Raw genomic sequence first — 12,852 nt, 5'->3', positions numbered from 1 at the left:
ACGGGTGAGGGACTTGCGGTGATCGCACAGAGGGTGCCAGTGTCGTCACGGCGAGTACCGGTTCCGCCCCCGAGGAGAGGACGCCCTTGAAGGCCTTCACCATGCCCGACTTCTACGTCCCGTATCCCGCCCGGCTCAACCCCCATCTGGAACGTTCCCACACCCACACGATGGCGTGGGCGAAGGAGATGGGCATGCTCGACGCCCCCAAGCCGGGGGGCGGCGTCGTGTGGACCGCCGAGGAGCTCGACCGCATGGACTACGCGCTGATGTGCGCGTACACCCACCCCGACTGCGACGGCCCGGCCCTCGACCTGGTCACCGACTGGTACGTGTGGGTGTTCTTCTTCGACGACCACTTCCTGGAGCTGTTCAAGCACTCCCGCGACTTCACCGGCGCGCAGGACTACCTCGACCGGCTCGAACTCTTCATGACCGACACCCCGCCCGAGCCGGAGAACCCGGCCGAGGCCGGGCTGCGCGACCTGTGGGAGCGCACGATCCCCCACATGTCCGACGGCTGGCGCGAGCGGTTCGTCGTCTCCACGCACAATCTGATGGTCGAGTCGATGTGGGAGCTGGAGAACATCGACCGGGGGAGGGTCGCCAACCCCATCGAGTACGTCCAGATGCGGCGGCGCGTCGGCGGCGCCCCCTGGTCGGCCAACCTGGTCGAGTTCGCCGCCGGGGCCGAGGTGCCCGCCGGCCTGGCCGAAACCCGGCCGCTCCAGGTGCTCCGCGACACCTTCTCCGACGCCGTCCACCTGCGCAACGACCTGTTCTCCTACCAGCGCGAGGTGGCCGAGGAGGGGGAGAACTCCAACGCCGTGCTGGTGCTGGAACGGTTCCTCGGCATCCCCACCCAGGAGGCCGCCGAGCGCGTCAACGACCTGCTGACCTCCCGGTTGCAGCAGTTCGAGACGACCGCGCTGACCGAGGTCCCGGCGCTGCTGGCCGAGCGGGCCGTGCCACCTCATGAGCAGGCCGCCGTCGCCCTCTACACCAAGGGCCTGCAAGATTGGCAGTCGGGCGGCCATGAGTGGCACCTGCGCTCCAGCCGCTACATGAACGAGGGCCTGGTCTCCCAGCCCAGAGCGCTGGGCATGTCCACGCTGAAGATCGGCACGGAGAAGCGGGTGCGGCAGCACTCTCACGTGCCGTTCGAGCGGGTCGGGCCGCAGCCGGTGCCGGAGGCCCACCTGCCCTACCCGATCCGGATGAGCCCTCACCTCGACGCCGCCCGCCGCTCCTCGGTCGGCTGGGCGCGGGAGACGGGCCTCCTCGACGGGGTGATCTGGGACGAACCCCGCTTCACCGGCATCGACCTGGCCCACTGCGCCGCGATGATCAACGCCGAGGGTTCCCTCGACGAGGTCTGCCTGGCCACCGACTGGCTGAGCTGGGGCACCTACGGCGACGACTACTACCCGGTCCTCCGCGATATCGGCCGGGCCAAGGCGCTCAACGCGCGGCTCAAGGCGCTCATGGGCGACACGCCGCCGGAGCCCGTCGAGCCGATGGAGCGGGGGCTGGCCGATCTGTGGCGGCGTACCGCCGGGAACCTGCCCGAACGGGCGCGGGCCGGGTTCCGGGTCGCGGTCGAGGACATGCTCGACAGCTGGGTGTGGGAGCTGGAGAACCAGGCGGCCAACCGGATCCCCGACCCGATCGACTACATCGAGATGCGGCGCCGGACCTTCGGCTCCGACATGACGGCCAGCCTGGCCCGGCTGGCGGCGGCCGAGGTCGTACAGGACGAGATCTACCAGACCCGCGTCATGCGGGAACTGGAGACCGCGGCGCAGGATTACGCCTGCTTCACCAACGACCTGTTCTCCTACCAGAAGGAGATCGAGTTCGAGGGCGAGATCCACAACATGGTCCTCGTCGTGGAGAACTTCCTCGACGTCGACCGGGTCACCGCCCGCGCCATCGTGCTCGACCTGATGAACGAGCGGATGCGCCAGTTCGAGCACATCCTGGCCCACGGCCTCCCGGCGCTGATCGCCAGGGCCGGCGATCCGGGGGTCGGCCGGGTGCTGGAGCGGCACGCGGCCATGCTCAAGGACTGGATGGCCGGGATCATGGAGTGGCACCGCCGCTGCGTCCGCTACACCGAGCCCGAACTGCTCCGGCTGCGCGGCGACTCCCTCACGCCGCCGCCCCGGCTGCGGCTGCTCCCCTCGGGCCTGGGCACCTCGGCGGTCCGCCCCCGCTAGGGCTTTCCCGCCGTGAGCGGAGTTCGTGACCAGTTCACGGGCTCCGCTTCGCCGCGGGTAAAGGACGCTGCGGCTAGGTTGGCCGGAGAGGGTGTTCGAAAGAGGGAGAAGGATGGCAGGCACACCACGCCAGCGCCTCGACACCTCCCTGCCCCACCCCGGGCGGGTCTGGGACTACTGGCTCGGCGGCACCGAGAACTTCGCCCCCGACCGTGAGGTCGGCGACCAGATCAGGGCCGTCTGCCCCGAGCTGCCGATCATCGCCAGGGCCGAGCGGCAGTTCATCGGCCGGGCGGTCACCCTGCTGGCCGGCGACCTCGGCGTCGACCAGTTCCTCGACATCGGCACCGGCATCCCCACCGAGGGCAACACCCATCTGGTGGCCCAGAAGGTCAACCCGGCCTCCAGGATCGTGTACGTCGACAACGACCCCATCGTGCTGGTGCACGCCCGCGCGCTCCTGGAGAGCACCCCCGAGGGCGCCACCGACTACCTCGACGCCGACCTGCGCGATCCCGAGCTGATCATCCAGGCCGCCTCCGACACCCTCGACTTCACCCGGCCGGTCGCGCTGATGCTGATGGGGGTGATCGATTTCGTCGTCGACGACACCCTCGCGATCGACGCCGTGAACGCCCTGGTAGACGCCCTCGCGCCGGGCAGCTACCTGGGGGTCGCGTGCAGCACGCCCAGCGTGGCGATGGACCAGGCGGTCGAGATCTGGCACGCCCAGGGCGGCACCCCGATCGTGCTGCGCGAGCCCGCCGAACAGGCCCGTTTCTTCGACGGGCTCGACCTGCTCGACCCCGGAGTGGTCTCGCTGCCCGCCTGGCGTCCTGACGAGCTCACCGACTACACCGGCCGGGACGTCTGTCAGTACGGCGGACTGGCACGCAAACCCTGAACATTTGACCAAATAGCCGGATAAAGTGGCTGGTGGCAAGACTTTTCCCCCACTGACGGGCGCCGTTTTTGCATGACGATTGACGACCCTCGGGTCGACGGGCTGACGGAGGCGTTCCTCCGGCAGCAACGTCGCTACACCAGCCACCAGGTAGCGAACATGGCGGGAGTGCCGTTCCACCGGGCCCGCCGCTTCTGGCGCGCGCTCGGCTTCGCGAACGTCGCCGACGACGCGATCGAGTTCACCGACGCCGACATCGAGGCGCTGCGCACCCTCATGGGCCTGCTCGCCGACGGCACCTACGACGACGAGCACATCATGCTGATGGCCCGCTCGCTCGGCCGTGCCTCCGCCCGGCTGGCCGAGTCGCAGGCCGAACTCGGCGCCGAGACGCTCGACCTCGCCGGGGTCCCGCTCGCCAGCCGCAGCATCGCCTGGCAGCGCCGCGCCGACCGGGTCGTCCCGGACCTGGAACGCCTCCTCGTGTACGCCTGGCGCCGCCACCTCGCCGCCTCGGCCGGCCGCATCGTCGACCAGGAGACCGCGTCGGCCCGCATGGCCGTCGGCTTCGCCGACCTGGTCGGGTTCACCCGGCTGAGCAGGCAGATCTCCGAGACCGAGCTGGCCCGGCTGGTGGAGCGCTTCGAGAGCCGCTCGGCCGACATCGTGGCGTCGTCCGGCGGACGCATGATCAAGACGCTGGGCGACTCGGTGCTGTGGGTCAGCGACTCGGCCGCGCGGGCCGCCGACATCGCGCTCTCCCTCATCCAGGCGCACGCCCGGGTGAAGGGGATGCCCGAACTGCGGGTGGGCCTGGCGATCGGCCCGGTGATCGGCCGCATGGGCGACGTCTTCGGCACGACCGTCAACCTGGCCTCCCGGCTGACCTCGCTGGCCCCCGCCAACGGAGTGCTGGCCGATCCGGCCATCGCGGGGGAGCTGGAGGACCATCCCCGGTTCGGGCTCCACGCGGAGAACCGGCAGGTCGTGCGGGGTGTGGGTCAGCTGGTGCCGTACGTCGTCACGCGTGCCTGAAGCCGCCCCGGTCGGATGCGGTCCGGGGCGGCCCCAGGGGTCTCCTGGGGTGGGTCCTGGATCTACCTCGCGGGAGCGTGGACCCGGGAGTTGCCCGACGTGCGGGTGCCCATCTCCATGTCGGAGTCCATCTTCCGCATCTCGTCGTCGGTCATGTGGGTCTCCTCGACGCGGAGCGCCACGCCCATGGCCATGAGCGTCGGTGCCCACTGGCCGATGAAGATCCCCCACCGGTCGGCCCGGTCGATTCCGGCGCTCTCCATCGACCGCGAGACCATCCACGTGCAGAAGGACAGTCCGATCGACGCCATGGCCGCGGTGTACATGTGCGAGGACCTGAGGCCCATGTTGTGCAGCTTCTTGATCATTGGTGTACCCCCTTCGGTTCGGGATGGGCGTGCCCGCTCCGAAGATCCCAAATTCGGGACATATCACGATATGGGGCAGAACTTTACGGCCGGATCAGCCGCCCTCGGGCCGCCAGTTCGACGGTGACGACGACCGCGAAGGCCTCCGCCGACAGCAGCGCCACCAGCACCACGAGCTGGACGATCCCCGCCTCCACCGGGGAGGCGCCCCCGATGAGCATGCCGACGAAGGCGCCGGGGAGGGTGACCAGCCCGACCGTCCTGGTCTGGTCGAGGGCGGGGACGAGCGCCTGGGCGGCGGCCGGGCGGCAGATCTCCAGCCGGGCCTCCCTCGGGGTGAAGCCCAGCGACATCGCGGCCTCCACCTCGCCGTGCCGGGTGGTGAGCTCGTCGGTGGCCCGCCGACCGGCCAGGGCGGTGGCGATCAGGCAGCCGCCGAAGACGATCCCCGCGACGGGGATGATCACGATGCCGTCGAGGCTGACCACGCCGGTCGCGGTGAGGACGCCCAGGATCGGGACGCTCCCCGCCGCGATGGGGAGCCAGGCCCAGTAGGTGCCGATGCGGCGGGCGGCGGTGTGGGTGGCGAAGACGTACATGACCAGAATGAACCCGGCGACGGCGAGCCCGTTGGCGACCACCCACGCGATCACCAGCGAGACGACGGCGAGCTGCACCACCCCCCGCAGGCAGGCCCGCACGACCGCCCAGCCGTGCCCCAGCCCTCCGGCCGCCGCCACCGCCGCCCCACCCGCGACCATCAGCACCAGGGCGACCGGCAGTGCCGGGGTCAGCGAGATCAGGGAGGAGGATTCCACGCCTAGCAGTATTTCGGACAGCAATGCGTGTTATGAACCGGTTTGGTCCGACAAGCTCGGGTCAGAGACGGAGCCACGAAGAGTCACCCGACGGATCCGGTCGTTCCCGTGGCCGGATTCGGTCGGTGATCGTCTCTATCGGGGTTCTTGGGAGCGCTCCGCCTTGGTCAGCTCAACATTTCGGACTGTAGCTGACTCAAATCAGAAGGTCTCCCACAGTTGATCTTCCGGCGCGCGGGCCGGCGGGGACCCGGCGCGGGCGGCGAGGGCCATGGCCTCCGCCAGCAGCGGATGCCCGTCACCCAGGGCGGGCTTCCCGTGGGCCAGGGCCCGGCGATCAAGGAGCGGGGCGAGCAGGTCGCCCACCTCGGCGGCCCGGTCGGAGCGCACCCGCTGGAGCGCGAGGCCCAGACGGGCACCCAGCACTGTTGGGTGGGTGGTGTCGATCTCGGTGCCGCCCATCGCCAGCACCGCCTGGCACGCCTCCTCGGCGGCGGCCTCACGGCCCAGGACTCCGAAGACGCGGGCGCGGAGCAGCTGGGTCTCGGCGCTCTCGGGCGTGGAGTCGTCGGGGCCGAGGTCGTCGAGGATGCGGGCGGCCGACGCCGGGTCGCCGGCGGTCAGCCGGGCCTCGGCCAGGGCGCGCAGGACGGCGCGGGTCTGGGGGAGCTCGGCCAGGTCGTTGGCCGCCGTCAGCGCCTCGCCCGAGTGGATCATGCCGAGCGACCGCACCAGCACGGCCTCCTCGTGGAGGCGGGGGGAGACGCGCTCGGCGAACCAGGTCGTGGTGACCGTCGCGTCGTCGAGCAGGCGGACCGCCTGCGCGGGGAAACCGGCGTGCAGTTCGATCTCGGCCAGGCGCATCAGGTCGTATTGGGGCCAGTAGCCCTCGCCCGGGAGGTAGAGCGCGCGCAGGCGCATCGCCTCGGTCAGGTGGTGGCGGGCCTGGGCCGGATGGGCGGCGGCCAGCAGCGCCTCGGCCAGGGTGAGCCGGGCCGAGGCGGTGTTGACGTTGTCGGGGCCGAGCCGGTCTTCGCGGTCGGCCAGCGTCGCCTCGGCCAGGCGCACGCCCTCGACGACCCGTCCCGATCTGGTGGTCGCGCGGGCCAGTGCCTGGCGGGTCAGGGTGTGCCGGCGCCACTCGGGCCCGGCGCCGGTCGCCGGCACGGCGGCGCCCCGGCGGGCGGCGACGTCGGCGAGGATGCGGCGGCCCCGATCGGGGTGCCCCTCGTCGATGAGGAGCTCGGCCAGGTTGTGCTCGGCGCGGGCGATCAGCGACGGCGGGTCGGCCGAGTCGGGCAGCTTCTCGGCGATCCGGCGCGACTCCTCGAAGCAGGCCCGCGCCGCCGCCAGGTCGCCCAGGCGCAGCAGGGCCAGCCCGCGCCGCGAGGTCACGTCGCACAGCGTCATGCCGTCGGCGGGGGCGGCGGCCAGCAGCGGCACCAGCTCGGCGCCGACCTCGGCCGCGCGGGCCAGCAGAGGGCTGCTCTCCAGCAGCACCTGGAACACCACGACCAGGGCGTTGGCGCGCGAGCGGCCGTTGGGGCCGATCTTCTCGATCAGCTCGGCCGTGCGCTCGGCGGCGTGGAGGCGGTCGGCCCACTCGCCGGTCAGCGGGATGAGGTCGCGGGCCAGCCAGTAGGCCGCCAGGCCCTCGGCCTGACGGTCGGCGGGGGCGTCGACGTCGTCGGACATGGCGCGGAAGGCCAGCTCGGAGAGCCGCTCCGCGCTCTCCTTCGCCCAGCTCTCGGGCGGTACGGCCACCGCGCGGGCGGCCTGGTCGAGGCGGGGCGCGAGATATTCGGCGTACGCCGTCACCCGGCCCTCCCAGCCCGCGGCGGCGGCCGAGCCGTAGGTGCCGGTGAGCCACACCGGGGGGGTCTGCGCCGCCGAGGGGCGTTTCTCCGATGTAGAGATGTCGCCGATGCCCAGCCGGACTTGGGCCAGCAGGAAGCGCTCGACCTGGTGGAAGCGGGCGATGCGGCGCAGCGCGGCGGCCACCGACTCGGCGGCGCCGATCATCGAGGTGACCGGTTCGGGAGCGCTCTCGCCGCCGGTGAACTCGTCGAAGGCGTGTTTGGCGGCGAGCGCGACCAGGACCCGGCGGCTGCGGACCTCGTTGTAGAGCCACACGGCGGAGCGGCCCGTGTCCTTCTCGCCGCCCCGGGGCAGCCTGACCCGTTCGGCGACGTCTTCGGCGCGGACCTGGTGATAGTCGCTGTGCCGGAAGGCGGCGGCGGATGCCGCGGCGATCGCCGCGAGCCTTCGCTCCTGGGCTAGCACCGCTTGGTTCCCCCTATATGAGCTCATTACTTGCGAATATATCTCACTAAGGTTGGGCGAACCTTAGTGAGAGGAGCTGACTCTTGCAAGGGTCAACCCGTAAACGCCCCGGTCTTGCCCACGGTACGACCCGCCACCGCACCAAGGATGCCGCTTCTCTGGAGGGACCACGCACCGGCGGATCAGGGGGCTTCCAATGCGGGCGACCGAAATGACCCATGCCGACATCGGACCGGGCACACGGGGATGGGCGGTCCTGCGGGGCCCCTGGGACGTGCCCACCCACGCCGAGGCGCTCGGCTTCGCGGCCCGGTTCGGCCGCCCGTCGTCCCGTGACGGCGGCCGGGCCGTCTGGGAGGTGCGCCCCCGGCCACTCGGCGGCACGTTCTCGCAGCGCAGTGGCCCGGTGCCGCTGCACACCGACGCGCAGTACCACCCCGACCCCGAGGACGTGGTCTGCCTCTTCGCGATCCGCCCCGCCGCCGACGGCGGCCACTCCTTGCTGCTGACCGCCGACGAGGCCGTCACGGCCCTGCGCCGCCATCCCGGCGCCGCCGCCACGGAGGCGGCCCTGCGGCGCCCTCAGTGGTCGTGGATCACTCCGGCGGCCTTCTCCGGCGGGGAGAAGGCCCGGCGCGGTTCTCCGCCGGTCCCCGTCCTTTCTGGGACGTCGCTGCGCTGGCGCCCGGACAACCTCGTGCCGGGCTCCGATCCGGCCGCCGCGACGTTCACCGAAGTGCTGGCGGAGGCCGGTCCCGCCGAGGTGCGGCTCGCGCCCGGTGACGTCCTCGTGCTCGACAACCACCGGACCCTCCACGGCCGCACCGCCTTCGCCGACCCCGAGCGGCTGATGCTGCGGGTCCGGGTGTGGTCGCGGTGACGCTGACGCGGAGCGAGTCGGGCATGTGGGCGTGGGCGGCGGGCCGCGCCATGTCGGCCAGGGACGTCCCGGCCTCAGGACCCGAGCACGCCGCCTGGACGGTCAGGGGCTGGGCCGAGATCGCGCTCGGCTGCGCCCTCCTGGGCCCGGCGGCGTTCGACGGCCTCGACACGGTCGTCCTGGCCACCCGCATCCGCAGGGGAGGCCCCGCCGCCGACCGGCTGCGCGCCCTGCGGGCCAGGGCGGGCCGGGTGCCGCGCGGCTACCCGTCGTCGGAGGACCCGGGGCCGGTGGCCGGTCCCGACGAGGAGACCCGGGAGGCCTGCCGGGTGCTGGCCGGCTGGTGCGCCACGATCCCCGACGGCGACGGCCCGGTCAGGCCCGTGCGCGACCATCTCCGCTGGGGCGAGCGGTACCGCCCCAGCGCCACCCGCGACGTCACGATCGTCGACGGCTCCCGGTTCGTCGGGCTGGCCTGGCGCACCTGGATGCGGCTCCCGGGCGAGCGCGGCCCGGTCAACGTCCTGGTCGCCCACACCCACCGCGCGCCGGAGATCCGCCGCCGGGTCTGGCGCGGCATCCACGACGGGGCCCACCTCGACCACCTGGCGGTCACCACCGCCGACATCGAATTCGGCCGGGGATTGCTCGCGGCCGAAACCTACGCGATGGGCGTCGAGCTGACGGCCCTGGCGGAGACCCCCGACCCGGCGGTCCGCCGCGTCCTCAAGGCCGGAGTCCTCGAACGGATCGCCCGCATCCCCGGGAACGGCCCCGACAACCCCGAACTCCAGCGCCTCCCCACGCTCGCCGCGACCTACGTCACGGGGGCGCTCCGGCTGCTGGGCGGCGACCCCGAGGGCGTGCCGGAGCGACTGCGGGAACCGCTGCTGGCGCGGTGGATCAGGGCGACAGCTGGCGCAGCACCATATCCGCCTTCTCCGGTTCCGGCACGCTGAGATGCACCTCCCAGCCCCGGCTGCGCGCCAGGTTCTCGCTGATCGCCGACCACAGCCAGTGCAGCCCGGCCCGGACCGCCATGCGGCCGTGGCCGGTCCCGATCAGCGGGAAACAGATGGTCTTCAGCCGGTACGCCACCCGCTCCTCCTCCGCGAGCGCGAACACCCGGTGCACCGCCAGCATGATCGTCGACGGGGTGACGTCCTGGTCGTCGGTGCCGGGCCGGGGTACCGAGACGGCCGCGTGGTAGATCCGCCGCACCCCGTTGAACGCCAGCGACCCCGGCCCGGTGGGCACGACCGTGCCCGGCGCGACGGTGAGCCCGGGGCGGTGGTGCTTGGCCATCCACTCGTGCAACTCGCGCTGGACGGTGTCGTCGAGCAGCTCCCCGGCCGGCCCGCGCCGTGACCCCGCCTTCCTGATCGCCCCCGACACGCTGGGCGAGAACACCCGCGCCATCTCCAGATAGACGTTCTCGGGGTTCACCAGCACGTCCACCCCCGAGATCAGCTCGATCGGCCGGACCTGGAGGATCGCCCGCCCGCCGTCCGTCTCGATCGGGATGCGCGCCCCGAGGGCGACCCGGGGCAGCGCGGCCTCCCCGCCCTCGCCGCAGAGCGCGATGATCTGGTCGGCGACCTGCCCCAGCAGCACGCGCTCCTGGTTCTTCCTGAACCGCTCGACGCTGAGCCGGTAGACGTCGGCCGCCCGTTTCCGCCGCGCGGCGGCCGGCCAGTCGCGGGTCCCCTGGACGAGCCCGAACGTGTAGGCGGCCCCAGAGCCGAGCGTCCCCTCACCGAGCCGCCCGACGGCGTCCCGCAGCGTCTTCTCCACGGCGGCGACGGGATCGGTGGCGGGATGACGGAGAGCGGCGGCCCGCCGGAGGTGGCGCAGGTCGGCGCTCCGTAACCGGATCAGTCCGCGCTCGCGGAGGGTCAGCAGATCACGAACCAGATCCTCGTGCTCCGGTACGTCCATGAACCAATTAACGCCGCCGAGGTCATCGGAGGAAAGCCGCGACCTCTTTCACGAACCCCTCGGGGTCCTCGGAGTGGACGCTGTGACCCGTCTTCAGCACCACCCGCCGACCGTGGGGCAGCGCCTCGGTGAACTCCGCCAGCGCCTCCTGCGGCACGAGCTCGCTCAGCCCGCCCCCGACGACCAGCACCGGCATGGTCAGCTCGGACAGCCGGGCCCACCACACCGGGTCGATCCGCCGGACGTCGGTCCGGATCACGTCGACGACGGACGGATCGTAGTCCTCGTCGCCGGTCACCTCGTAGGGCTCGATGACCTGCGGTTCGCGGGCCGCCGGGAACGAGTCCTCCAGCACCAGCCGCCGGACCAGCCCCGGCCGGTCGCGGGCGACCAGCGTGGCGACCCTGCCGCCCATCGAGTGGCCGACCAGGTCGATCTGGGTGAGGCCCCGGGCGTCGAGGAACGCCAGGGTGTCGGCGGCCATCGCCTCCAGGCCGTAGTGGGCGTGGCGGGGGCTGGCGCCGTGGCCGCGCAGGTCGGGGGCGATCCAGTGGCGCCCGAGGGGCGGGGCGATCCGGTCCCAGGTCGACGAACTGCCCGTCAGGCCGTGCAACAGGACGACCGGGACGTCTCCCGGCGATCCGCCTTCTTTCCACGCAAGGGGTACGACATCCATGAGGGTCAGGCTACGGGCAGGGCGATCCAGGTGGCGCGGGCGCGGGCGACGACCTCGTCACCGGCCAGCAGCGCCGAGGCGCTGAACAGCTTGCGCCCGGACGACTCCAGCGGCCACCCCACCGCGACCAGCCGTTCCCCGGCCTCGACCGCCCGCCCGATCTCGGCCTCGAAGGTGCCCAGCAGGGCGATGGCGTCGGTGCTCCGCGCGAACGGCGGATAGCTCACGCAGTCGAGCGCCGCCCAGACGATCTCCGGCCGCACCACCCCGTCGTCGGCGACGGTCGCGTCGGGCTCGAAGGGCGAGGCGGCCATCTCGGCGCCGGTCACCGGCCCGGGGGTGACCCGGAGCCCGTCGGCCCGGTCGTGCCCGCAGACGAAACAGCCGGTCAGCAGGTTGTCGACCCCGATCCACGGATGCCGCTCCCGCGCCGCGACCGCCTCGGCCATTGTCGGCCGGACCGGCGGATCGAGGAAGTCGACCGAGGAGGGCCCGGCCTCGCCCACCACCACCCCGCCGTGGGTGACCCTGACGGTCTCACCGTCGCGGGCGGCGTCGAGGGGGGTCTCCAGCGGCGGCGGTGTACGGAGCAGCACCCGAGCCGGGCCGTCGACGAACGCGGCGGCCAGTCCGCTGAAATATCCACCGTTGGCCGAGGTGGGCGGCCCGTTGTACCGGGCACCGATGACGATCTCCACGGCCTCCACTCAACCACGAGAGGATCAGGGCATGGACACCGCCGACGTCTACCGCGTGTTCGGCACCCGTGAAGCCCGGGGTGCCTACCGGGAACTCGCCGCCGCCATCGCCGCCGATGCCGACCTGATCGCCCTCATCGACGCGTTGCCCCCGGACAAACGCCAGCCCAACCTCCTCCTGGCCTCGGTCCGCTACGAGGGCGGCCCGGCCACAGAAGAAGACGGCTTCCGCACGTGGGCCAAAGCCAACTGGCCTCAGGTCATGAAGACCGTCGAAGCCCGCCGTACCCAGACCAACGAGGCCGCCCGCTGCGCCAGCCTCCTACCCGTCTTCGGCCTGATCGAGGGCCCGCTCGCCCTCATCGAGGTCGGCGCCTCGGCGGGTCTCTGCCTCCAGCCCGACCGCTACCGCTACGCCTACGACGACCGGGACCCCTTCGGCCCCGGACCCCTGACGCTGACCTGCGCGACCGAGGGCGATCCGCCCATCCCCGACAAGGTCCCCGACGTCGCCTGGCGGGCGGGCGTCGACCTGGCCCCCATCGACGTCACCGACCCCGCCGAACGCCGCTGGCTCGAATGCCTCGTCTGGCCCGGCGAGGACACCCGCCGCGACCGCCTCCGCACCGCCCTGGCGATCGCCGCCGAGCGGCCGCCCCGCCTGGTCGAGGGCGACGCCACCGAGGCCCTGCCCGCGCTGGTCGAGGAGGCGCGGAACCACGGCACCGTCGTCGTCTACCACTCGGCGATGCTGCCGTACCTGACCCCGGAGGCCCGTGACCGGTTCGTCGACCTCGTCACGGGCCTCGGCGTCCGGTGGATCTCCAACGAGGGCACCCCGCGCCTGCCGCGGTTCCGGATCCCCGACCCCGACCGGCTGACCTTCGTCACCGCGCTCGACGGCGTCCCGAAGGCGCTCACCGACCCCCATGGTTCCTGGCTGCGCTGGCTCTAGGTGTACTCGGTCACGACGTTGGTGACAGGCGGCTGATCGGTGGATGACCGTCGAGTGCGCTGTGACGTCGTCGGGTGT

12 protein-coding genes are annotated in these 12,852 nt (G+C 72.3%); 6 read left to right on the top strand and 6 right to left on the bottom strand.

Annotated elements, in window-relative coordinates; genetic code table 11:
* Nucleotides 1-86: 86 nt before the first annotated feature.
* The 3 genes from ACYQ78_RS37025 to ACYQ78_RS37015 all read left to right on the top strand — a co-directional run bounded on the left by ACYQ78_RS37025 (nt 87) and on the right by ACYQ78_RS37015 (nt 4,158).
* Nucleotides 87-2,219, top strand: a complete 2,133-nt coding sequence (locus tag ACYQ78_RS37025) for a terpene synthase family protein (protein ID WP_459805654.1) — start codon at nt 87-89, stop codon at nt 2,217-2,219.
* A gap of 112 nt (nt 2,220-2,331) precedes the next feature.
* Complete coding sequence (locus ACYQ78_RS37020) at nt 2,332-3,123, top strand: SAM-dependent methyltransferase (protein ID WP_459805653.1); 792 nt, start codon at nt 2,332-2,334, stop codon at nt 3,121-3,123.
* A gap of 72 nt (nt 3,124-3,195) precedes the next feature.
* Nucleotides 3,196-4,158: an adenylate/guanylate cyclase domain-containing protein gene (locus ACYQ78_RS37015; RefSeq protein WP_459805652.1), complete on the top strand. Its 963-nt coding sequence runs from the start codon at nt 3,196-3,198 to the stop codon at nt 4,156-4,158.
* A gap of 62 nt (nt 4,159-4,220) precedes the next feature.
* Here ACYQ78_RS37015 and ACYQ78_RS37010 read toward each other — a convergent pair whose 3' ends face one another.
* From ACYQ78_RS37010 to ACYQ78_RS37000, 3 genes are all read right to left on the bottom strand, one after another.
* Nucleotides 4,221-4,526, bottom strand: coding sequence for a hypothetical protein (locus ACYQ78_RS37010; RefSeq protein WP_459805651.1), 306 nt, complete (start codon nt 4,524-4,526; stop codon nt 4,221-4,223).
* A gap of 83 nt (nt 4,527-4,609) precedes the next feature.
* Nucleotides 4,610-5,344 carry an ABC transporter permease gene (locus ACYQ78_RS37005; RefSeq protein WP_459805650.1) on the bottom strand — a complete coding sequence of 245 codons (735 nt, stop codon included), beginning with the start codon at nt 5,342-5,344 and terminating at the stop codon, nt 4,610-4,612.
* A 201-nt stretch (nt 5,345-5,545) separates the two neighbouring features.
* Entirely contained in the window at nt 5,546-7,627 is a 2,082-nt protein-coding gene (locus ACYQ78_RS37000) for a hypothetical protein (RefSeq protein WP_459805649.1), read from the bottom strand.
* Nucleotides 7,628-7,823: 196 nt separating this feature from the next.
* Here ACYQ78_RS37000 and ACYQ78_RS36995 point away from each other — a divergent pair, with 196 nt between their 5' ends.
* Together ACYQ78_RS36995 and ACYQ78_RS36990 are read left to right on the top strand one after the other, a co-directional pair.
* Complete coding sequence (locus ACYQ78_RS36995) at nt 7,824-8,507, top strand: TauD/TfdA family dioxygenase (RefSeq protein ID WP_459805648.1); 684 nt, start codon at nt 7,824-7,826, stop codon at nt 8,505-8,507.
* On the top strand, nt 8,504-9,466 hold the full coding sequence (locus tag ACYQ78_RS36990; protein WP_459805647.1) for a hypothetical protein: 963 nt from the start codon (nt 8,504-8,506) through the stop codon (nt 9,464-9,466). Before ACYQ78_RS36995 ends, ACYQ78_RS36990 begins: the two co-directional genes overlap by 4 nt.
* Here the strand turns inward: ACYQ78_RS36990 and ACYQ78_RS36985 are convergent.
* Genes ACYQ78_RS36985 through ACYQ78_RS36975 form a run of 3 tightly spaced genes read right to left on the bottom strand, consistent with a single transcriptional unit; the run spans nt 9,411 to nt 11,819 of the window.
* Nucleotides 9,411-10,445 (bottom strand): macro domain-containing protein, encoded by a 1,035-nt coding sequence (locus ACYQ78_RS36985; RefSeq protein ID WP_459805646.1) that lies wholly within the window; start codon nt 10,443-10,445, stop codon nt 9,411-9,413. The genes ACYQ78_RS36990 and ACYQ78_RS36985 overlap by 56 nt on opposite strands.
* A 22-nt stretch (nt 10,446-10,467) precedes the next feature.
* A complete protein-coding gene (locus tag ACYQ78_RS36980; RefSeq protein ID WP_459805645.1) occupies nt 10,468-11,121 on the bottom strand; it encodes an alpha/beta fold hydrolase in 654 nt (217 codons plus the stop codon).
* A 5-nt stretch (nt 11,122-11,126) separates the two neighbouring features.
* A complete protein-coding gene (locus ACYQ78_RS36975; protein WP_459805644.1) occupies nt 11,127-11,819 on the bottom strand; it encodes a hypothetical protein in 693 nt (230 codons plus the stop codon).
* A gap of 31 nt (nt 11,820-11,850) precedes the next feature.
* Between ACYQ78_RS36975 and ACYQ78_RS36970 the strand changes: the two genes are divergently transcribed.
* Nucleotides 11,851-12,774: a DUF2332 domain-containing protein gene (locus ACYQ78_RS36970; protein WP_459805643.1), complete on the top strand. Its 924-nt coding sequence runs from the start codon at nt 11,851-11,853 to the stop codon at nt 12,772-12,774.
* Nucleotides 12,775-12,852 lie beyond the last annotated feature (78 nt).

This window comes from Herbidospora sp. RD11066, assembly GCF_054661255.1.
This window is presented reverse-complemented; position numbering and strand designations above follow the sequence as displayed.